This window comes from Streptomyces silvisoli, from assembly GCF_029269905.1.
Classification (GTDB): Bacteria; Actinomycetota; Actinomycetes; order Streptomycetales; family Streptomycetaceae; genus Streptantibioticus_A; species Streptantibioticus_A silvisoli_A.
Genome location: NZ_JARJBC010000028.1, coordinates 90,594 through 113,072 on the forward strand (window position 1 = coordinate 90,594; position 22,479 = coordinate 113,072).

15 protein-coding genes are annotated in these 22,479 nt (G+C 67.4%); 8 read left to right on the forward strand and 7 right to left on the reverse strand.

Annotated elements, in window-relative coordinates; all coding sequences use genetic code 11:
- Entirely contained in the window at positions 1-459 is a 459-nt protein-coding gene (locus P3G67_RS31595; RefSeq protein ID WP_269854629.1) for an SRPBCC family protein, read from the reverse strand.
- A 527-nt stretch (positions 460-986) separates the two neighbouring features.
- On the opposite strand from P3G67_RS31595, the gene P3G67_RS31600 reads away from it, so the two are divergent.
- A complete protein-coding gene (locus P3G67_RS31600; protein WP_276096559.1) occupies positions 987-2,168 on the forward strand; it encodes a ParB/RepB/Spo0J family partition protein in 1,182 nt (393 codons plus the stop codon).
- A 31-nt stretch (positions 2,169-2,199) separates the two neighbouring features.
- Here the strand turns inward: P3G67_RS31600 and P3G67_RS31605 are convergent, their stop codons facing one another.
- From P3G67_RS31605 to P3G67_RS31625, 5 genes are all read right to left on the reverse strand, one after another.
- Complete coding sequence (locus P3G67_RS31605; protein ID WP_276096560.1) at positions 2,200-3,609, reverse strand: MmgE/PrpD family protein; 1,410 nt, start codon at positions 3,607-3,609, stop codon at positions 2,200-2,202.
- Positions 3,606-4,430 carry a cyclase family protein gene (locus P3G67_RS31610; RefSeq protein WP_276096561.1) on the reverse strand — a complete coding sequence of 275 codons (825 nt, stop codon included), beginning with the start codon at positions 4,428-4,430 and terminating at the stop codon, positions 3,606-3,608. Before P3G67_RS31610 ends, P3G67_RS31605 begins: the two co-directional genes overlap by 4 nt.
- A 25-nt stretch (positions 4,431-4,455) precedes the next feature.
- Positions 4,456-5,229, reverse strand: coding sequence for a thioesterase II family protein (locus P3G67_RS31615; RefSeq protein WP_276096562.1), 774 nt, complete (start codon positions 5,227-5,229; stop codon positions 4,456-4,458).
- 433 nt (positions 5,230-5,662) lie between these two features.
- Positions 5,663-7,189, reverse strand: a complete 1,527-nt coding sequence (locus P3G67_RS31620; protein ID WP_276096563.1) for a CoA transferase — start codon at positions 7,187-7,189, stop codon at positions 5,663-5,665.
- A gap of 414 nt (positions 7,190-7,603) precedes the next feature.
- On the reverse strand, positions 7,604-8,917 hold the full coding sequence (locus tag P3G67_RS31625; protein WP_276096564.1) for a cytochrome P450: 1,314 nt from the start codon (positions 8,915-8,917) through the stop codon (positions 7,604-7,606).
- Positions 8,918-9,234: 317 nt separating this feature from the next.
- On the opposite strand from P3G67_RS31625, the gene P3G67_RS31630 reads away from it, so the two are divergent.
- From P3G67_RS31630 to P3G67_RS31655, 6 genes are all read left to right on the forward strand, one after another.
- Positions 9,235-10,953 carry an MDR family MFS transporter gene (locus P3G67_RS31630; protein ID WP_276096565.1) on the forward strand — a complete coding sequence of 573 codons (1,719 nt, stop codon included), beginning with the start codon at positions 9,235-9,237 and terminating at the stop codon, positions 10,951-10,953.
- A gap of 72 nt (positions 10,954-11,025) precedes the next feature.
- A complete protein-coding gene (locus P3G67_RS31635) occupies positions 11,026-12,195 on the forward strand; it encodes a CaiB/BaiF CoA transferase family protein (protein ID WP_313881694.1) in 1,170 nt (389 codons plus the stop codon).
- A complete protein-coding gene (locus P3G67_RS31640; RefSeq protein WP_276096567.1) occupies positions 12,192-13,136 on the forward strand; it encodes an HpcH/HpaI aldolase/citrate lyase family protein in 945 nt (314 codons plus the stop codon). Before P3G67_RS31635 ends, P3G67_RS31640 begins: the two co-directional genes overlap by 4 nt.
- Positions 13,133-14,239, forward strand: a complete 1,107-nt coding sequence (locus P3G67_RS31645) for a phenazine antibiotic biosynthesis protein (protein ID WP_276096568.1) — start codon at positions 13,133-13,135, stop codon at positions 14,237-14,239. The genes P3G67_RS31640 and P3G67_RS31645 overlap by 4 nt, the downstream gene beginning before the upstream one ends.
- Before the next feature lie 71 nt (positions 14,240-14,310).
- Positions 14,311-15,372, forward strand: a complete 1,062-nt coding sequence (locus tag P3G67_RS31650) for a TauD/TfdA family dioxygenase (protein WP_276096569.1) — start codon at positions 14,311-14,313, stop codon at positions 15,370-15,372.
- A 69-nt stretch (positions 15,373-15,441) separates the two neighbouring features.
- The gene (locus tag P3G67_RS31655) at positions 15,442-16,116 is read left to right on the forward strand and encodes a YbhB/YbcL family Raf kinase inhibitor-like protein (RefSeq protein ID WP_276096570.1); all 675 of its coding nucleotides are present in this window, start codon (positions 15,442-15,444) and stop codon (positions 16,114-16,116) included.
- 94 nt (positions 16,117-16,210) lie between these two features.
- On the opposite strand, the gene P3G67_RS31660 is transcribed toward P3G67_RS31655, so the two are convergent.
- The gene (locus P3G67_RS31660; RefSeq protein ID WP_276096571.1) at positions 16,211-17,608 is read right to left on the reverse strand and encodes a carboxylesterase family protein; all 1,398 of its coding nucleotides are present in this window, start codon (positions 17,606-17,608) and stop codon (positions 16,211-16,213) included.
- Positions 17,609-18,251: 643 nt separating this feature from the next.
- Between P3G67_RS31660 and P3G67_RS31665 the strand changes: the two genes are divergently transcribed.
- On the forward strand, positions 18,252-22,479 hold a 4,228-nt coding region (locus P3G67_RS31665), incomplete at its 3' end, for a type I polyketide synthase (RefSeq protein ID WP_276096572.1).

The following is a 22,479-nucleotide window of genomic DNA, read 5'->3' on the forward strand; positions in this document are numbered from 1 at the left end:
TCACTTGGATCCGGTACGGGAACGGGTATCGCTTGCGTACGCGGCGAGACCGTCAGCCATGCGCTGCATGAAGCGGGTTAGGTACCAACGCCAGAACCGGCCGGAGAACCGAAGCTTTGGCTCAAAGCTTCCGGACCACGTGATGTCGGTGCCACCTTGTGTTGCCGGTGTGAGTTCGACGGTACCTCGATAGGACCGGAAGGGACCGCTCAGGTTCTCGTAGACAAACCGCCGGTGAGTGATCAACTCGACGATTGTCTCCCGGGAGATGACGCGGCCGGTGCGAAAAATCCTGGTGTCGCCGACCTTCTGCTGACCCTCGGGGTCGCCGCCATCCGCGATCGCCGCCGCGTCGATCGGTGACCACAACGGCCACGTGGCTGCGCAGGTGAGCGCCGCGTAGACGGCGTCGGGGTTCGCGCGCGAGTGCGAGGCTACGGCATACGTATACGGCACCATCCCATACTACTCTCGGACTTACGGGTGCTGGCCTTCGTGTCAGTGCTGTGAATTGGAACCCCTAGGTCGCACGCCGAGGGCATCGCCACCCGCCACGCGGCGCTGGCGCATGACTTTGAGTGCCGAAGTTGGATCAAGTACCTAAAAGAACAGCCGATCTGACGGCCCATCGGGAGCCGCTCCCGTCACGCCCGACGAGTCCCACTCCGGATTTGGCCGTCCTGGCAGGTTGGGGAACACAGAACCACTCTACGGCGCGTGCGACGCCTGGAAGCCGGTAGTCACCACCAGTCTTGGCTGTTTCGAGCGGCGGACCCTTCTGTGGCGTTGGCCAGTCGGCACTGCGCAAATATGCTTTCGGGCACCGGCACCATCCACGTCAAAAGGATCGTGTATGAACTGCGGTTCGGCCTCGGACGTCGGCGCACTGTCCGACCCCGCTCGAGGCGATGGGCAGGGGGCGATCCCGTCAGAGCCGGCAGGCGGTCACCGCGAACCGCCGGCCCTCAGACATGACCAGGAGCCCTATGTCCGAGAATGAGGCCACCTGGTGGCCAAGCCACGACTCGTTCGACCTCCCGGACTCCGAGCCGACCGCCTGGCTGTCGGACCAACTGACCACAACTACCGTGAGTCAGGTCCGAGTCAGTTCGCTCAACCTTGATTTCACCTTACGAGACGACCCGGTAAATGCCGAACACGTGCAGATACTTGCCGGGGTCGGTGACGAGTTGCCACCGATCGTCGTCCACGAGCCCTCCGGCCGGGTCATCGACGGAATCCACCGGGTCAGGGCCTCGTTGTCGCAGGGGCGGAAGTACATTTCGGCGATACTGTACGAAGGTTCGGACGAGGACGCTTTTGTCATCGCCGTCCGGCTCAACACGGCGCACGGCCTGCCACTGTCGCGCGCTGAGCGGTCCGCTGCCGCCGAACGGATTCTGCGAACCCACCCGCAGTGGTCGAACCGAATGATCGCCTGGATCACCGGCCTGTCCGAGGCCACCATCAGGGCGCGGCGCCACGACGCCGTCGAGCCTGGACTCCAGTCACGCAACAGGATCGGGCAGGATGGCCGGATCAGACCGGTGAACGCCACCGAGGGGCGCATGCGGGTCAGCCGACTGCTCGCCGAACGACCGACCGCGTCGGCTCGGGAAATAGCGAGGCAAGCCGGTGTCTCGCCGAACACCGTGCTGGACGTTCGGCGCAGGCTGGCCCAGGGGCAGGAAGCGGTGCCGATACGGGCTCGGGCCGGCGGCAAGGACGAGGCCGGGCGGGCGAACCAGTCGACGACCGCCGCGGCACCGCTGGCGGTGCCGCGCGACCTTGAGAAGATCACCGAGACCATCCTGGTCAGCCTGATGGCGGATCCCTCGATCCGGCTCAGTGACCGCGGCCGGTTCCTGATCCGCTGGATGCGGGCCAATCGGGAGGCGCTGAACAGCAGAACCGACGTCGTCTACGCGATCCCGGAACGCTGGTCCGTCCCGGTGGCCAAGTTGGCTCGGGCTTATGCGGTGTTCTGGCAGGACCTGGCTCGCAGGTTGGAGGGCCGGCCGGAGGATTCCGCTACCCACGTCGTCGGCTCGGAGGCCGCTGCGAGGCCACTGGGGCACAACGACACCGACTTGAACCTCTCCGCCAACCGTAGACATCCCGAAAGCGCGCAGACGTTTCACCGGACGGCGATCACCGACGGGAGTTGATCCGACGCAGAGCCGGTGCACAGCAGGTAAGTCAGGCCAACGAGCGCAACAAGGCGGTGATCACCGCCGGTTCGCTGTCCGAGTCCAACCGCCGTACCAGGCCGGACAGTTCGCCGACTGCCGCGTCGTCCACCGCACGTCCCGCGTTCATCCGGAACTTGGTGGTCAGTTCCTCGGGCGTCAAAGGGTTCTCCGGGCCGCCCCGGTTGTGCCTGACCCGTTCCTCGAGTACGTCTCCGTTGGCCAGCCGCACGGTGAGCACGGCCGGAAACTGGTGCGGAAAGATTCGGGTGCACTCCGGGTCGGCCAGCGGGTACACCCGCGCGGCCAGGGCCAGCCGAGCCGGATCGGCCACCGCGCGATCGGTGAAGTCCTCGTGGGACACTCCGAGACCGCCCCCGCCGAGCAGAGCGGCGGCCACCGTGTACGGACCGCTGAACGCGCCGTGGTAGCCGGACAGTGGCCGACGTTTGTCCTCGATCGGCTCGGCGATGGTGCGCAACACCGGTTCGGGCACGCCGAGGGTGATCTCAGTGATGGCCGACGGATCGAGTCCGGTCCGCCGGAACCGTAGTGCGGCGTCCACACCGGCATGGGTGAAGTGGTTGCAGGGGTAGGGTTTCACGAAGATCCGGTCGCTCTCCCATCGCTCACCGAGATCCCGGGTGACAGCGTCGATGTCGAACTGGTCGCCGCAGAACGCGCGCAGCAGGCCGAAACGTCCCTCCAGCACGGTGGGTGGTCCGGTCAGCCCGTTCCGGGCGAGAGATGCGGCCACAACACCGGCATGTGCCGCCCAGCCGCAGTGGACCCGTTTGACCGTGCCGCCGGTCCGGTTGGCTTCGATGACCCCTGACCCCATGCTGCACGCGATGCCGACGGCAGAGGTCAGTTGCGCGGCGGTCAACCCGCGGAGCATGCCGGCAGCCACTGCGGCGCCGACCGTGCCACAGATCGCGGTGGCGTGCTGGCCACGGTCGAAGTACACCGAGTTCGCGTGCTGCTCGTCGTAGCCGGCCATGCCCAGTCGGCAGGTCACCTCGACACCGACGGCCACCGCGTCCAGAAAGGACGGTCCGGACGCGTCGGTCGACTCCGCGACGGCGAGTGCCGCCGGGACAACCGCGGCCGATGGATGCAGTACCGACGGCATGTGTGTGTCGTCGAAGTCCAGGGAGTGCGCGAGCGTTCCGTTGACCAACGCCGCCGAGGGGGCGGGCAGCCGGGTGGCCGAGCCGATCGCGGTGGCGTCCGGCGCGCCGCCCCATTCACCCACCGTCGCGGCGACCACCTCGGCCGGTCGCTCGGACAGCGCGGCAAGGCAGTTGCCGAGCAGATCAAGTACCCGACCGGCGACGTCCGCGCGCAGTCTCGCCGGCAGTCCGTCCCTCGCGACGCGCTCGGCCAGCGCGCCCAGTTGTTCGGCCGGGGTCGGATTCACGCGCCCACCACCGCGATCGGCCGGATCGGGGAACCCGTGCCACCGGTGATCCGCAACGGGGCCACCACGATGGGGAATTCGGTCAGACCCTGCGCCGCGGCCTGCTCCAGGTTGAGGTGTTCCATGATGTAGATGCCGTGCTCGACCAGGAGCAGGCGGTGCACCGGCAGTGTTCGGTGGCCCTCGCCCGGCGGGATGCGTTCGTAGGCGGTGGTGTCGGCCCCGGTGGCGACGATGCCGTACGCGGCCAGCCAGTCGGCGGCGTCCTCGCAGATCCCGGGAACGCCGGTCGCCTGGCCCAGATAGGTCTCCGGGTGGGGGAAGTTGATGGCCCACCCCGTCCGTACCAGGACCACGTCGCCGGGGCCCGGCAGTACGCCGGTGCGCTCGGACGCGTTCACGAGGTCCTGCCGGGTCACCCCGTAACCGGGCTCCAGCACGTCCACTCCTCGTGTGCCGGCCACGTCCAGCAGCACCGCCCTGGCGACCAGCGGTGGAATCCGCTCGGCACCGTGCTCGGTGAACGCACCTCCGCGCTGGGCTGTCTCCGCGTCCACACCTCCGTGCAGCTTTCCGTCCTGGCTGACGTGCGCCAGTGCGTCGATGTGGGTGCCCACGTGCCCACCGGTGATGATCACCTCGTTGCTGGCCGAACCACCGTCAGGCCGTCGGGTGTCACCATGCCGGCGGGCGAGGGTCATCCGAAACCCCGGATGGTTGGGTGAGCAGGGCATTCCGGTGAACAGCGGCTGGCCCAACTCCACAGTGCGCACTCCCTTGGCCAGCGCGGCCAACAGCGCGCTGGTCTGCGCGTCCGTCATACATCTCCCCGGTAGCTCAGCAGCTTCAGCGGATCGGCTCGGCATCCTGCACGCTCAGGCTGCGGGCCACGAGTTCGATGACGTCCGTACTCCGGTCGACGAGGAAGAAGTGGCCGCCCCGGAACACCTCCAGCTCGGTCGGCGCTGTGGTGTGCTTCGCCCAGGCCCGTGCCTCGTCGAGCGTCACCCGGGGGTCACTTTCACCGACGAGCACGGTTATGGGGCGGTCGAGCCGGGCTTCAGGATCGTGCTCATACCGCTCGATCGCGCGGTAGTCGCTGCGAACGGCAGGCAGGACCATGGCGAGCAACTCCGGGTCGGTGAGCATGGCCTGGTTGGGCCCGCCCAGCCCCTGGAGTTCTGCCACCATCTGCTCGTCCGAGCCCTTGTGCACCTGCTCGTCCCGGTAACAGGACGGGGCGCGCCGACCGGATGCGAAGAGTCGCGCGGGCGAGGGTAGTCCGGCTTGACGCATGCGGATCGCCACTTCGTAGGCGAGTATCGCGCCCATACTGTGCCCGAAGAGCGCCAGAGGCCGGTCGTCCAGGTGTCGCAGCACCGCGAAGATCTGATCCGCGTACTCGGGGACGTTGTCGATGCCGGGCTCGTGACGCCGAGCCTGACGGCCCGGGTACTGGACCGCCATGACCTCGACGGCGGGACCGAACGCCTTGGCCATGGGAAAAAAGAAGCTCGCCGAGCCGCCAGCGTGGGGTAGACATACGAGTCGTACTGAAGCAGCCGAGGCCGGATGAAAAATTTTCACCCATTTCTCGAAGTGCGCAGATGAACTCGGCACGGCGAATCTCCTTTGGGCGGCGCCCCTTGTCCCGCACGTCGGGAGATTACACCGCCGCAGGCGGTGGTTGGCATCCTCCGACCTGATAGTTTCGACCTGCGGTGCCGACGGCCGCCGAGCCCACCGCTCCAACGTGACCACTCCGCGGCCGGCAATCCCAACTTCACCCGCGGCCAGCCCGCCTACGCCGTCGAAAGCCGAACAGCAGGCTGAGAACGCGGAGTTCTATTTGCGGGCCACGGGTTCGGCACCGTGCCTCCCGCTCTCAGCGATCGAATCAAGTCACGAGCTATCTGATGGCACACGCCATAACTGGCCGCAATCTGAGGGCATTTTTCGTTTCGCGTCGAGCGGGAAGTGATTCGGGTTTCCGTATCGGACGCATCCGGCGGATGTCCCGCCCGACGACCGGACCGGACCCCCGGGACCCGGGTCAGTCGAGCCACTCCGGGCGGCATGAGCCCCGGGGAACCAGGACGGTGCGGTAGTGGCCCGGGGTGGCGGACATCCGGATCTGCTCGGTGACGCCCTGGTAGTGGCCGAGCGGGGTGTCGGCGGTGAACAGCTCCGGGTCGTGGTAGGCGTGCTCGGGGCCGCGCCCGGCGGTGGTGTGCGCGTACTCCCGGTCGAACACACCCAGCCCGAGGATCCACAGCGCGGCTCGGGTCAGCGACACGTGCACCCGGTAGCTGCCGCCGTGCACCGCGCGCCGGCACAGTGCCTCCACCGCTCCCGCAGCCATCAGCCAGGAGACGATGTAGTCGTTGACCACCAGGATCGGCGGCAGCGCGGGCTTCGATCCGGCTGAGCCGTTCGAGCCCAGCCCGCCCTCCAGGTGCATCATCCCGGTCAGGCTGCCCGCCGTCTGGTCGAACCCGACCCGTCCGGCCCACGGCCCGGCCGGACCGTTCAGCGAGGCGCTGACGTGCACGATCCCCGGCCGCAGCTCGGCTGCCTGCTCGGCGGACAGTCCTATGCGCTCCAGGTAGCCGGGCCTGCGGTTGGCGTAGAAGACGTCCGCTCCGGCCAGCAGCTCGCGCAGTGCCGTCGCGTCGTCCATGGCGCGCGGGTCCAGCACCGTGGAACGCACCCCGACGTTCGCCGTGGCGTAGGTGACCGGGTGTTCCAGCTCCTGCGGGCGCCACACGTTGAGCACGTCCGCGCCGTGCAGCGCGAGTGCCCGGCCCGCCCCGGCGCCGGCGATCACGTGCCCCATGCCCAGCGCACGCACCCCGGCCAGCGGGGTGGGCGCCCCGGGCGGCAGTGGCTCGGGTTCGGACTCGCCTATGCGTTCCACGGCGACCAGCGGCAGATGTGCCAGGTGGTCGCGGTAGTGCGGCTCGGCGAACAGCTCGCCGGTGGCGCGCAGCATCGGCAGCACGCAGCCCGCCTCGGCGGCGGCTTCTTCCAGTTCCCGACCGGTCCATTGGGCCACGGCGGCACGTACCGCGTCCGCGTCGTCCGGTACGCCGAGCAGCTTCTGCGCGGCGATCTTGATCTTGGGGTACGGGTTGAGCGGCATCACCCAGCGGTCGTCGGCGGTGCGGTAGAAACCGAACGCGAACGCCCTGCTGCCGGCGTTCGCGGGGGAGCCGAGCAGGCGGCCGTTGATCGTCTCCCAACGCTGGTCGTAGAACGGGCACAGCCGGTGCGGGGTGACCCGCAGGTCGACCGCGATGTCCTGGCCGTCGCCGCCGCGCAGCCGCCACAGCTTGGCCACCGCCACCGACTTCGCAGCCAGCGCGATCGCCGCGGCCCCGCCCAGGCGCAGAGTGCTGGGCACCACCGGGTCGGCCCCGGCGAACTCGATCTGCCCGCCAGTGTCCGCCGGGCTCATCCCGATCCCGGCCAGCACCTCGGCCAGCGCGGCGTGGGGGTCGAACTGGTCGTGCGCCACCGGATTCGCCACCGCCGCCGCGACCCGCCCGGTCAGCTCCGCGTCCTGGCTCAGGTTCGTCATCGTGCGTTCCCTAAAGTTGAGTTGTTCGGGGTGAGCGCCCCGGATGCCCCGGGCGATGGGTGGCGCTGACCGTAGTTTTGTCGCGAAGCGACTCCAGGAGCTTCGTAGGGACCTGCGCCGACTGCTCCCCAACTGGCCTACCAAAAGCAGCAGTTATCCGTACCTCGGCAGCGCGGTCGCGAGAGATGATGCAGAGGCAGGCACGGACTCGCTCGGTGATCAACGGATTCGAACACCCACTTGACTATCCGAGCCCGGTTCCGCGCTGTTTGCCAGGCAGTCAAAGGAACATGGCGTCACGTCATACCCGAAGCCCGAGCATTCGTGATCACGCAATGACCGTGCCCGTGGACCGTGGAGACATCGATCGGGCCGGGCTTCTTCCCGGCCCGATCTCCCTGTCCGAGATCTGGATCAGCGCACCGGTGCCGGGGTCAGCGAAGCGGTCAGCCGGTCGAAGCCGCGCAGGTTCCGGGTCGGCTTGCGGTCGCCCTCGTCGAGCAGGGTCAGATCCGGGAAGCGCTGGTAGAGCGCACGCAGCCCCACTTCGCCCTCCATCTTGGCCAACGCGGCACCCAGGCAGTAGTGGATGCCGCTGGAGAACGCCAGATGCTTGCCGGCGTTCGCGCGGGTGACGTCGAACCTGGCCGGCTCGGTGAACACCAGGGGGTCACGGTTGGCCGCGCCGAGCATCACCACCACGATCTCGCCCTCGCGCAGCGCGACCCCCGCGATCTCGGTGTCCTGCAACGCCCGCCGCGAGATCCGCTGCACCGGGGACTCCACCCGGAGCATCTCGTCCACCGCGTTCGGCCACAGCTCGGGACGCTCGGCCAGCAGCGCGCGCTGGTCCGGATACTGCTCAAGCAGAGCGATGCCGTTGCCGATCAGGTTCACCGTGGTCTCCAACCCGGCCGCCAGCACCAGCATCGCGGTGGCCAGCAACTCGACCTCGGTCAGCTTCTGGCCGTCGGTGTCCGTCGAGTTGACCAGGTCGGAAAGGATGTCCTGGCCGGGGTTGCGGCGCAGCTCGGCGAAGTGCCCGCGCAGCCAGTCCAGCAGGGCGTCGATGTCCTTCTGCGCGGCCAGGAACTGCTGCCGCGACATGCCGGGGTCGAGGTGGCTCGCCGCCGCGTCGCTCCAGATCAGGAACTGGTCGCGCATGTCGGTCGGAGCGCCCAGGATTTCGCAGATCACGACCGTCGGCAGTTGCGAGGCATAGTGCCGGACCAGGTCGACGGGCTGCTGCACGTCCAACTCGGTGAGCTTGTCGAGCAGTTCCACAGCCACCTGCTCGGTCCGCTCTCGCAGTGCCGTCACGGCCTTCGCGGTGAACGCGCGGGTGACCAGCTTGCGGTAGCGGCTGTGGTAGGGCGGGTCCACGGCGACCATGGAGGGCGGCTCGAACACGCCGCGCGCCGCACCGGTGCCGGAGGCGGCCAGGATCCGCCGGATCAGGCCGGGCGCACCGCCGAACGTCGCGGCGCCCATCGTCGCGACCCGCAGCACCTCGGTGGCCACGTCATGGCGCACCGTCACTTTGCTGGCCAGCCCGCCCACGAACGGCTCGTCCGTGCGCAGCGTCTCGTAGTGCGGGTACGGGTTCGCCCGCACCCGCGGATCGGTGACGCGGCGCGTGGCTGGATTGTCCCGGGCGGCCTCCCTGCGCATCACGAGCCTGATCAGCCCGTGGGTGAGTGCCCAGCGCGCAGTGTCCGGCAGATGCAAAGTCGCCTCCCCGGTCGGAAACCGTCATGCGAGCAATGTATTTGCCGCGCCGGGAGCGAGCCAGCTGTCTGAGTGGGCCGTGCGTCCGGTCATGCCGACGCGGTGGCGAGTAACGTGGTCGAGGCCATGCGCCGGGCGACCGACCGGCGCCCAGTGTTCAACCGCGCGGAAAACGCAGTCGAAAACCGGGTTGCGATCGGCAACGGCCCGCCACCGGCGGTGGTCCGGAGCCCCCCGCGCACGACCTTGACCTGCCTCGGCGAGCCTACGTAAGTTCGCCGTGATCCGGTGGCGAACTCGTAAGGAGGGGTGTCCGCATGGCGAGCCTGACGCCTGGTCACGGGCAACTGCCGGATCACGCGGGGTTCACCCACCGGCAGATCCTCTTGGTCCTCTGCGGACTTCTGATGGGCGTCTCGCTCAGCGCGCTGGACCAGACGATCGTGGCGACGTCCATCCGGACCATCGCCGACTACTTCCACAACTATTCGTTATTGGCGTGGGTGACGACCGCCTACCTGGCGACCTCGACGATCGTCACGCCGCTGTACGGCAAGCTGTCCGACCTCTACGGCCGCAAACCGTGCTACGTGGTCGCCATCTCGGTGTTCGCGCTCGGCTCGCTGGGCTGCACGTTCGCGTCCTCTCTCTACGAACTCGCCGTGCTGCGCGCCGTCCAGGGCATCGGTGCCGGCGGCCTGATGTCCCTGGCGTTCACCATCCTCGGCGACATCGTCGCGCCCCGGCAGCGCGCCAGATACCAGGGGTACTTCCTGGCAGTGTTCACCGGTGCGAACTTGGTGGGCCCGCTGATCGGCGGCGTACTGGCCGACACCCAGAGCATCCTCGGCATCGCCGGCTGGCGCTGGGTCTTCCTGCTGAACGTGCCGCTCAGCCTGGTGACGCTGGCCGTTGTCGTGCGTGTGCTGAACTTCGATCCCACGCAGCGGACCGGGGGCCGGGTGGACTGGCTCGGCGGTCTGCTGCTCACCGTGGGCATCACACCACTGCTGATCGTCGCCGAACTGGGCCGGTCCTGGGGATGGGGATCGACCCGGTCGCTCGTGTGTTTCGCCGTGTTCGCGGCCAGCATGTCGGCGTACGTGTGGGCCGAGAAGCTGGCCGGCGAGAGGGCGTTCACCCCGCTGCGCATCTTCGCGAACCGATCGTTCGCCAAGGGGTCGGTCGTCTCGTTCGTCGTCGGCTCGGTGATGGTGGGCGTGATCAGCATCATTCCCCAGTACTTCCAGGTGTCCCAAGGGGTCGATCCGATGGCGGCCGGTTTCCGCCTGCTGCCGACGATGCTGGGCGCGATTGTCGGCACCCTCTGCTCCGGCCAGCTCATCGCACGCACCGGGCGGTACCGGGCGCAGGCCATCGCCGGCGGGGTGCTGACCGTGGCGAGTCTGCTGGGACTCTATTTCCTCACCGATGTCTCCGACTTCTGGCTGCTCATGCTGCTGTTGTTGGCCCTCGGGCTGGGTGTCGGCATGTTCAACCAGCCGCTCACCCTGGCGATGCAGAACATCCTGCCGCCCGCCGACATGGGGGTTTCGACCGCGGCGGTGACCTTCTTCCGGCAACTCGGCGGCACCATCGGATTGGCCTTCTTCCTCTCGCTGTTCTTCGCTTACGCGCCAACGGCGATCGCTGGGGAGGTGAAAGCCGCTGCCGGTCAGCCAGCCTTCCGGGCCGCCGTGGCACAGACCATCGCCTCGGCGAGCGATCCGGCCGCACGTGAACTCGCGACAGGGCTGCAGGCGAACGACACCGCTGTCGCGACGAGTGTGGTGGTGCACGACAGCGCGGTGATCCAGTCGCTGCCCGCGGTCGTGGCGCGTCCGTTCCAGCTGGCGTTCGCCGACTCGATGGGGCTGGTGTTCGTGACTGCTTCCGGAGTGAGCCTCATCGGCCTGCTCCTGCTCGTCAGCTGGCCGCCGGTGCCGCTGCGCGATTCGGCCGGTGCACAGGGAACCGCGCCCAGGAGGCCACTGGGGACCGGCCAGAGCGAAAACTCCGTTTCGCCGCACGAATGACCGGGACTCCGCGAGGGTTCGCGCGGCAAAACCGAACAGGGAAGGTCCACGGTGCCAAATACTCCCTTACCCTTGGCCGGTCTCACTGTGATCGATGCCTCCACACTGTTCGCGGGGCCTTTCGCGGCGAGACTGCTCGGTGACTTCGGTGCCGAGATCATCAAGGTGGAACAGCCCGCGGGCGATCCGGTGCGCCGGTACGGCCACGCGTACAACGATGTTCCGCTTCTGTGGAAGATGCTGAGCCGCAACAAGAAAAGCGTTGTGCTCGACCTGCGTGAGGCCCGGGACGCGGACCGTTTCGTCGGTCTCGCCATCAAGGCCGACGCGGTCATCGAGAACTTCCGGCCGGGCACGCTGGAACGCTGGGGGCTTGGTCCGCAGGTGCTCACCGAGGCCAACCCGCGACTCGTGCTGGCCAGGGTGACCGCGTTCGGGCAGGACGGGCCGTATGCGGGCCGTCCCGGCTTCGGCACCCTCGCGGAAGCGATGAGCGGGCTGGCGGCGATGTCGGGAGAACCTGACGGCCCGCCCGCGCTCCCGGCGTTCCCGCTCGGCGACGCCGTGGCCGGACTGCACACCGCCCTCGCGGTGCTGATCGCATTGCGCGCCCGCGACCTGATCGGTACCGGCCAGATCGCGGATGTCGCGATCACCGAGACCCTCATCGGCGCGCTGGGCGCCCAACTCACCGTCTACGAACACCTTGGCATCAAGCCCGACCGGGTCGGCAACCGGTCGAACAACAGCGCACCGCGAAACGTCTACCGCTGCGCGGACCAGCGCTGGGTCGCTTTGTCGGCACCGGCGCGCTCGGTCGCCGAACGCGTCGTCCGGCTGGTCGGCCGACCCGACCTGTGCGCCGAGCCATGGTTCGCCACCGGCGTCGGGCGGGCCGCGCATCGCGAAGTGATCGACGACGCGATCCGGCCGTGGATCGCCGCCCGGGGCCGCGACGAGGTCGTCGCCGCTTTCGAGACGGCCGAAGCGGCGGTCGCTCCCATCTACGAGGTCGACGACGTGCTGACCGATCCGCAGTTCCGGGCACGCGGCCTCACAGTGGACGTGCCCGACGCCGAACTGGGCACGGTACGGATGCCGGGCGTCCCGTTCCGGCTGTCGGCCACACCGGGACGTATCGACTGGGCCGGGCCCCCGGTCGGATCACACACCGAGGACGTGTGCGGCACCCTCGCGCGAGCCGAGACGGCCCACTCCTCGACAGGAGAGGCCGGGGCATGAGCGACGATCAGCGCAGGCACCAGGTTTTCCGCAGCTGTCTGTACGTGCCCGGCCATCACCCGGACCGGATCGCCCGCGCCTACGCCACCGAAGCCGACGCGGTGATCCTCGACCTGGAGGACGCCGTACCGGCCGCGCAGAAGCTCGAAGCCCGGGAGATCGTCGCCGAGGCGATCACCTCGCCCGCCTCGAAACCCACCTACGTGCGGGTGAACTCGATGTCGTCGGGGCTGTGCGAGGACGACGTGCGCGCGGTGGCCGGTACCGGGCTCGCCGGGATACGCATGGCCAAGGTGGGCTCACCCGACGAGGTCCGGCGCGTCGCCGACATCCTGCGGGAGCTCCGTCATCCCGCGAAGATCCATGTGCTCATCGAGTCGGCCGGCGCGCTGGAGCGCGCTTTCGCCCTGGCCACCGCGTCTCCCGCGGTGACCATGCTCGGCCTCGGCGAGTCCGACCTGCGGGCCGACCTCAACACCACCGCGGAAGGCCCGACCATGGACGCCAGCCGGGCCCGGGTGATCACCGCCGCACGCGCCGCCGGCCTGCCCAACCCGTGTCAGAGCGTCTACGCCGAGCCCCGCGATCTGCGCGGGTTGCTCGTGACCAGCAAACACGGTCGCCGGCTTGGATTTCTCGGCCGGATGGCGATTCACCCCGCGCAGATCCCCATCATCCACGACGTCTACACCCCGACGATGGACGAGATCGACGACGCCCTGGAGATCTGTGCGGCCGTGGATCTCGCCGCCATGGAAAGCAGATCGATCATCATCACGGCGCAGGGGAAGATGGTGGGGCCTCCCGCTCTCGCCAGGGCGAAACAAGTACTGGAACTGGCCAACGCGCTCAATCTGATCACGGGTTTCGCGTGGCCGGTGGACCAGGGAGAGACATCGGAATCGGTGAGCAACACCCGAAACAAGGGAGGTTCTTCATGACCGGCGTCATGGCCGACAAGCGGTGGGCGGTTCTGGACCCGGCGGTCCGCCCGGCCGACCCCGAGGAATACCTCAGGACCGCCCTCGAATGGCATTTCGGCGCCGACACCGGTTCGCGGTTCTGGCTCGAACGGGCCAAATCGCTCGACTTCGATCCGGTGCACGATGTGCGCACCTACGACGACCTGAGGCTCTTTCCCAACATTGTCGACGAGTTGCGGGGCATCCCCGTGGAGGACCTGGTCCCGCAGGGCTACGGCCCCAACCCGCCGGCACCGAAGGTGTTCGAGACCGGCGGCACCACCGGTGCGCCCAAGCGGGTCATCCTGATGCCCGACTGGTTCGAGAGCTCGATCAACAGGATGCTCGCCGGGCCGGTGTTCGCCGGGCGGGAGCCCGGCAACATCCTGATCGCCGCGCCGACCGGGCCGCACAAGATCGGCGGTCAGTACGACGACGTGGTGAAGCGGCAGAACACCATCAAGTTCACCATCGACGTCGACCCGCGCTGGGTCAAGAAACTGATCAGCCGGGGCGAACACGACCAGGTCAAGGCCTACGTCGAGCACGTGCTGGACCAGATCGAGCACGTGCTCAGCAGCCAGCACGTCGGCCTCCTGGTGATCACACCGCCGCTGCTGCGGGCATGTTCGGGGCGCCCCCGGCTCGTCGAACTCATCAACGCCAAGGTCGCCGTGGTGTTCTGGGGCGGCGCGCACATGACCGCGGACGAGCGGTTCGAACTGTCGCACCTGCACTTCCCCAACGTGCGGATGGTGAGCCGGTACAACAGCGCCATGATTTTGGAGGGGGCGTCGGAACGCGCCGGAACCGGCGACGGCGACCACATCGTCTACGACCCGTACACCCCGGTGGTGACGTTCCACGTGGTCGATCCAGAGAAGCGGGAGACCGTGGAATACGGCCGACGTGGACAGGTCGTGATGAACCACATCAGCAAGGGCATGTTCCTGCCCAACAACCTCGAACGGGACTCGGCCGTCCGAGTGCCGGGCCCGGAAGGCCAGTTCGGCGATTCGGTGGCCGACCCCCGGCCGGTCGAGAAGTTCGGCGGCGAGCGGGTGATCGAAGGCATCTACTGAACGTCGATGAACCCACGATCGTGCTCGACGACAACTGCGTTTGTTGACTGTCCCGGGAAAGGACGAGGGTCATGTCGATTCTGCTGAGCGACGAACGGGAAATGTCCGACGAATCGGGGCAGGAACCGTGGCTGTACGAGTTGACGGTGTCGGAGGCGGCCGAAATCGACGGCGCACTGGCCGCGTTGGTCGATAGCGGGAAAACCGATTTCGCGGCCAGCCCGGCCGACTTTCCCCTGCCCAAGGTGGGGCCGAAACTACGGCGCATCGTACGGTCACTGGAGGACGAGCCGGGATTCGCGCTGATCCGCGGCATACCCGTCAACGGCAAGACCGAGGAGGAGGTCCGCCGACTCTACTGGGGCCTCGGCATGCACGTCGGCGTGCCACTGATCCAGAACAACGCCGACGCGAGCATCGTCGACATCCGCGATGAGGGCCGGGCCGGACGGCTGCGGGTGCACACCTCGAACCAGCACATCGGATTCCATATCGATTCGACCGACATCGTCGGACTGCTGTGCCGGCGCGCCGCCTCACACGGGGGCACCAGCCTAGTGGTCAGCGCCGAGGCGGTGCGCCGGGAGTTGTCCTGGGTGTACCCCGATCTGCTGACCGCCCTGTACGAGCCGTTGCCGTTCGCCGATGTCGCCTCCCCGGACGAGAACCACCCGGACTTCTTCATGTGTCCCGTCTTCGGCCGCCATGAGGGACGCACCACGTGCCGGTTCTACATCCGCCGGATCCTGCGCAGCCAGGACAATCCGGCCGCGCCGAGGCTGACCGACCGGCAGCGGCAGGCCATCGCCGCGGTCGAGGAGATCGCCGCCCGACCGGATCTGGTGACTCCCATGCAGTTCCAGCCAGGTGACCTGCAGTTGATCAACAGCCATCTGGTGCTGCACGGCCGGACAGCGTTCGACAGCGACGAGTCCGAGGCGGGGCGCCATCTGCTGCGGATGTGGTTCTCCGTGCCGTCGAGCCGCCTCCTGCCGCCGGAGTTCGAAGCCGCATGGGGCACCAGGCAGCCCGGCACGCTGCGCGGCAGCGCGCTGCGCTGGCAGTTGCACGGGGAGTTCGGCGAGTTCCAGCGGCGGCAGGCCAAGGAGTTGGGTGTGGTGATCCCCGGCTGAGCCGGCGCACCGTCTCCGGCGTGGACAGCGAGGATCGCCTGAGAGGGGACAGATCGGGCGGCAACGCGGTTGACGGCGCTGCCGCCCGTTCGTCCGCTCGACGTTCCGGTCGACTCGGCACACGTCGTGGTGGTCGGTATGGTGTTCGGCGCGAACCGACGAGGAGAAGCAATGGCAGTGCTCGGAAAGTTATTGAAGAACCGGCGGGCGGGGAATGCCGACCTCGCCTGGAACGCACCGAACCTGGCCGGTGGAGACGAACTGACCCTGACCAGCCCCGACTTCGCACACGAGGCGACGATTCCGGTCGTGCACGCTGGCAAGCGAATCGGCGGCGAAGATCTGTCCCCCGCCCTGAGCTGGGCCACAGTGCCGGAAGGTACGGCACAGTTGCTGCTGGTCATCGAAGACCCCGACGCGCCCACGCCGAAACCGTTCATCCACGGGGTCTTCCTGGTCGAACCCTCGGTGACCAGTCTCGGCCGGGGGGCGCTCGATGCGAAAAACCCCGTGGCAGGTGTGCGATCACTGCGATCCGGTAGAGGCCGCGGCTACCTGGGACCGGCGCCCATCAAGGGACACGGCCCGCACCGGTACGTGTTCCAGCTGTTCGCGCTCGCGAAGCCGATCACCGTGGTGCCGGGCAGCACGGACCTGGACTCGGCCAAGCCGCGCGCCGTGCTCGCCGCCGCCACTGACGTCCTGGCGCGCGGTCGAATCGACGGTATCTACGAGAACCCCTGACCAGCGGGCAGGCCGCTCGCAGGGGTGACCCACTCGGCCGAAGCCAGCCCCGTGGCGCGAACGCGATTCCCACGCCACGGGGCTGTCGCTGCGCTCAGTTCGATGGTGCGGCGATCCGGTGCGGTGTCTGCTGCTCCGGTGACCACTGCGCCCAGGGCACGTGCCCGTCTCTGGCCAGTGCGAGCAGTGCCGCCTGCTCCAGCGCGCCGACGGCCCGGTCGTCATCCGTGCCGACGTCTCCCTCCGGGTCGAGGAACAGCGAGGCCACGTCGGCCCCATGAACCGGCCTCTTCGCCACGGCGGGGTAGGCCAGCGCAGTCTGCCAATTGGTGGAAGGCGCGTAGTCGAACTTCTGCGCCCACCCGTGCCCGCCGCCCTTGTGCTGGGCGGCCAACAACTCCCTGGCTGGTCCCACCCAGCGAATCTCGGACAAGACCCTGATCTTCTCGTCATGGTCCACCGATTGATCGGCGTCGGGCAGCACGTGCGAATAGGCGTGGTCGACCGCGTTCCAGCAGTCCCACACCCCGGCCTCTTCCGCGACGTTCGACACCAGCAACGGAACGTCGGCCATGAGCCCTGCCTCGAGCGAGTCGAGCGGCGCTTGAGGAAGGACGTCCCCGTCGACGAAAGGTCCATATCGGACGATGACCGGGCCGTTGGCGCGGGCGGTGCTCTGCCGGAGCAGTCGCCGGTGGATGGTCCGCAGGCCCACGTTGGGCAGCTGGACCAGGTCGGCCGGCGTGGCGGCCAGTGGTCCCGCGGCCGCGAGAAACTCCTCGGCGAACTGCACGGCGTCTTCCTCGGCCATCGGAGCCTGGGCGCCACTGTAGAGGGCCGCCTTGTGGAACAGCCCCTTGGCCGCCGGTGCGCCCAGCAGGGCGCCCAGGTCGGAGGCGCCGGAGGACATGCCGAACACAGTGACGTTGTCCGGGTCACCGCCGAACCCCGCCACGTTTTCCCGTATCCAGCGCAGCAGCATGACCTGGTCGAGAATGGTCAGATTGGCGCTGTCCTTGAAATCCGGATCCAGCGCACCGAGATAGAGCCAACCCCAGGGCCCCAGACGGTAGTTCGGCGTCACGATCACCGCGCCGTGGCGAGCGGCGAAATGCCAGACGTCGATCGTCGGCGTGCTGCCGCTGCCGTACGCCCGGCTGCCGAAATGCAGCCAGACCAGGACCGGCCGACGCGCGTCCGGGCTCGGATCGGGCGACCAGAGGTTGAGGTTGAGGCAGTCCTCGCTCTCGGCGACGTCCGGGAAGACCGCTGAAAGCGTCTTACCGGTCATAATCGGAAGCTGCCAGCAGACCGGCCCCCAGCGGCGCGCGTCAACCTGCTCGACCGGGGTGACCGGCACAGGCGGCCTAAAACGCTGCTCAACTCGGCCGTACGGCACGCCGCGCCAGTTCGGGACCCCTCGATCCAGGAACCCCTGCACCGAGCCGGACGATGTCTCCACCACCAGATCGCGGTCAGTAAGGTCACGCATGATTTGCCAGCTCCAAATCCTGAGGGCGGACTTCTCACCTTCCGCGCCGCGCTGTTCGACGCAGGAGAGTTGAAGGCAGTCACAGGAGCGCTCATGGCGCCCACCGCGACCACCGAACGCCAGCGCACTTGTGGCACACCAACGACGCGAATGGTGGGGCGCTCGGGAAACCTGGTCGGGGGAGCGGACACCGTCGGTGGCGGCGCCGTTCTGGACGGCGTAGCACCGGTTGATGATTTCAGACCATTCTCGGTCGGGGAACCACTAGTGCTGGTGGTCGTGCGATTGCGGATCAGTCTCGTGTAGGGAGGGAGCCGGTTCGCCAGGCGTTCACAGGTATGACCGGACTACCAGGTTGAGGAGTTGTTGTCGCTGATCACCGCGCTAGCTTTGCTCTGTCCTGTCGATTTGCGGCGTCGTCACGCCCGCACGATCCGGCGTGTCCGATCGTCTTCGCCTGCGAGGTGAGTTGGACGGACTTGGCGCGGTGAAGATGGTTCGTCCCGAGCGTGGTTTTGCGGCTCGTCAGGAGAAAACCCTCGACCGGAGGTACTCGATGTGTCCTGTGCGCTCTGAGTGGCCCATTGATTCCGAGCCGTTCGACGAACGTGTGGCAGTGGTGGGACTGTCGTGCCGACTACCCATGGCGCACGACCCGAACGCCCTCTGGACCTTGCTGCACTCGGGCGCGTCCGCGATCACCGATGTTCCAGGAGACCGGTGGCCCGGCCCAGGTCTCCGCGATTCCCGGTGGCGTGATGCCGTCCGTCGCGGCGGTTTCCTGAACCAAGTCGACCTTTTCGATCCTGGTTTCTTCGGGATTTCGCCACGCGAAGCGGTCGAGATGGATCCGCAGCAGCGGTTGGCGTTGGAGTTGAGCTGGGAAGCTCTGGAGGACGCGGCTATCGTCCCGAGCACGCTGCGAGGCGATCAAGTCGCGGTCTACGTCGGCGTCATGGCGGACGACTACGCCAAACTGCGCCTGTCCGCTGATGCCAGGGACATCGATCAATACACCCAGGCCGGGACCCAGCGCGCCCTGATCGCCAACAGGATCTCGCATTTCCTGGGATTGCACGGCGAAAGCATGGCGGTCGACACAGGGCAGTCCTCTTCTCTCGTCGCCGTGCACATGGCCTGCGAAGCTGTGCTGAGCGGAAGGTCGACGACCGCCCTCGCGGGCGGTGTGCACCTCAACCTCATCGAAGAATCCGCGGAGATGGCGGCGAAGCTCGGCACCCTTTCCGCGGACGGTAACTGCTACACCTTCGATGCGCGAGCGAATGGATACGTCCGGGGCGAAGGTGGTGGCTTCGTCGTCCTGAAATCGCTGTCTCGCGCGATCGCCGACGGAGACGACATCTACGCCGTCATTCGAGCCACCGCTGTGAACAATGGCGGCTCGACCCGGGGGTTGTCCGTCCCCAGTGCGTCAGCGCAGGAGGCAGTGCTGCGCGCCGCATATGACCGCGCCGGGGTGGACCCGCGCCGAGTGCAGTACGTCGAACTGCACGGAACCGGAACGAAGGTCGGTGACCCGATCGAGGCCGCGGCGCTGGGCGCCGTTCTGGGAAGGAACAGAGAAGAGAGTCGTCCCCTCCTTGTGGGGTCGGTGAAGACGAATCTGGGCCACCTGGAAGGCGCAGCGGGAATCGTTGGCCTGCTGAAGACGGTGATGATGATCCGTCACCGCAGTGTTCCCGCGAGCCTGAACTTCCAATACCCCAATCCAGAAATCCGTTTCCGCGAATGGGGTCTACGGGTCCCTCGCGAGGCGATGTCCTGGCCGGAGCAGGACGAGCAACTACTCGCGGGAGTCTCCTCGTTCGGCATCGGCGGCTCCAACTGCCACGTAGTAGTCACCTCTCCTCCGAAGTGCGATGGCCAGGTTGGGTCTGCGGCGTATCAACCCGTCGGCGCTGGTGTTTTCGGTGTGGGTGGTGTGGTGCCGTGGGTGTTGTCGGGGAAGTCGGTTGAGGCGGTGCGTGCGCAGGCGGCCCGGTTGTTGGAGTTTGTGGGGTCGGATTCGTCGTTGCGTGCGGTGGATGTGGGGTGGTCGCTGGTCAGTTCGCGTGCGGTGTTCGATCACCGTGTGGTGGTGGTGGGCAGTGATCGTGATGAGTTGATGGCCGGGCTGCGGGCGGCTGCTGCTGGTGAGACGCGTCCGGGTGTGGTGTGTGGTAGTGCGCGGGCCGGTGTTCGGGTGGGTGTGTTGTTTACCGGTCAGGGTGCTCAGCGGGTGGGGATGGCTCGTGAGTTGTATGACCGGTCGCCGGTGTTTGCGTTGGCGGTGGACGCGATTGCGGCGGAGTTGGATCCTTTGCTGGATCGCCCTTTGCGTGAGGTGATGTGGGGGGTTGATGCGGATGTTTTGGATCGGACGGGGTGGGCGCAGCCGGCGTTGTTCGTGGTGGAGGCGGCGCTGTTTGAGGTGTTGCGTGCCTGTGGGGTGAGTCCGGATTATCTGCTGGGGCATTCGATTGGTGAGGTGACGGCGGCGTATGTGGCGGGTGTGTGGTCGCTGGGGGATGCGTGTCGGGTGGTGGCGGCGCGGGCGCGGTTGATGCAGGCGCTGCCTTCGGGTGGGGCGATGGCCGCGATCCCGCTGCCCGAAGCCGAAGTGAAGGATCTGTTGCCGGAGGGTGTGTCGATCGCGGCGGTTAACACCGCTGATTCCGTGGTGGTTTCGGGGCCGCAGGGCGAGGTGGACCTTGTAGAGCTGGTGGTTACCCGTGGTCGCAAGGTGACGTGGTTGCGGGTGTCGCATGCGTTTCATTCGGGGTTGATGGATCCGATGTTGGAGGAGTTTGCGGGTGTGCTGGGGACGGTGTGTTTCCGGTCGCCGCGGATTCCGGTGGTGTCGAATGTGACCGGGCGGGTTGCTACGGCTGAGCAGTTGTGTTCGGTGGGGTATTGGGTTCGGCAGGTGCGGGATGCGGTGCGGTTCGCTGATGGGGTGCGGTGGCTGGCCGATCAGGGTGTGACCGCGCTGGTGGAACTGGGCCCGGACGGGGTGCTGTCTGGCCTGGCGCAGCACAGCTGCGCACCGGGCACCCTCGTCACGCCGGTGTTGCGGCACCAGCACCCTGACGCCGAGACGTTGTTGTCGGCGGTGGGGCGGTTGTATGCGCAGGGTGTGGCGGTGGACTGGGCTGGGATGTTCGCCGGGCGTGGCGCTACGCGAGTTCCGCTGCCGACGTATGCGTTCCAGCGGCAGCGTTTCTGGCCTGAGGTGGTGCCGACTGTCTCGTCTACTGCTGGGGATCGGGCTGATCAGCGGTTCTGGGCGTCGGTGGAGCAGCAGGATGTGCAGGCCTTGGCGGGGGAGTTGGGGGTTGATAGTGGTGTGGCCGCCTCGGTGATGCCAGCTTTGGCATCGTGGCGTATTCAGCACCGTGAAGAGTCCCTTATCCCGAGCACTTTGCTGTCCGACCTGCCGGAGGTCGTCCAGGCGCCGGAGGCCTCGAGCCAGGACACAGCAATATCCGGTGGTCTGCGGCAGCGGTTGGCTGGCCTGGCCGGTGCGGAACGCGAACAGGTCCTGCTTGATCTGGTGAGGGATTCCGCCGCGGCCGTGCTGGGACACGCTTCGAGCACACAGATCGATAGTGACCAGCCCTTCAAGGAACTGGGCTTCGACTCCCTGACCGGAATCGAGCTGCGCAACCTGCTGCAAGGCAAGACGGGTTTCGATCTGGCTCCCAGCGCGGTCTTCGACTACCCGACCGTTACGCGTTTGGCGGGCTATTTGGCGGGCGAGTTCGGTGAGCCGCAACCCACTGGGGCGGCTGTGGTGTCGGCGTTGGCCTCAGCCAACGGTGATCCGATCGTTCTGGTGGGGATGGCGTGTCGGTTTCCCGGTGGGGTGTCGGGTCCGGACGATCTGTGGCGGCTGGTGACCGCCGAGGCCGATGGCATAATCCCGTTCCCCACTGATCGTGGCTGGGATCTGGATGCGCTACTGGGTACCGACGGACCCGGGTCCGGGACCTTGGCGACAGGTGAGGGCGGATTTATCGACGGTGTCGACGAGTTCGACGCGGCGTTTTTCCGGATCTCGCCGCGGGAGGCGTTGGCTACTGATCCTCAGCAGCGGTTGTTGCTGGAGGTGTCGTGGGAAGCGTTAGAGCAGGCAGGGATTGATCCTGCTTCGTTGGCGGGCAGCCCGACCGGAGTCTTTGCTGGCGCTTACCAGTCCGGATACGCGGATCTGGTCTCTCGTGAGCAACTACAGGGGCATTTGCTCACTGGCGGCGCGGGTAGCGTGATCTCTGGCCGTGTGGCTTACACGTTGGGCCTTGAGGGGCCTGCGGTGAGTGTGGACACGGCGTGTTCTTCGTCGTTGGTGGCGATGCACCTGGCTGCGCAGGCGTTGCGGTCGGGCGAGTGCACGCTGGCCCTGGCCGGCGGTGTCACAGTTATGGCCACACCCGACATGTTTCTCGAGTTCACGGCGCAAAGTGGGCTGTCTGCTGATGGCCGTTGTAAGTCGTTCGCCGACGCTGCTGATGGCACTGGGTGGTCTGAGGGTGTCGGTGTGGTGGTGATGGAGCGTTTGTCTGACGCTCGCCGTCATGGCCACGAGGTGTTGGCTGTGTTGCGGTCTAGCGCGGTCAACCAGGATGGTGCTTCGAACGGGTTGACGGCGCCGAATGGTCCGTCGCAGCAGCGTGTGATTCGTCAGGCGTTGGCGGCGGCTGGGCTTTCTCCTGCTGCGGTCGATGTGGTGGAGGCTCATGGCACGGGGACTCGGCTGGGTGACCCGATTGAGGCTCAGGCGTTGCTGGCCACGTACGGCCAGGATCGTGCCGAGGGGCAGCCGTTGTGGCTGGGTTCGTTGAAGTCCAACATCGGTCACACCCAGGCCGCGG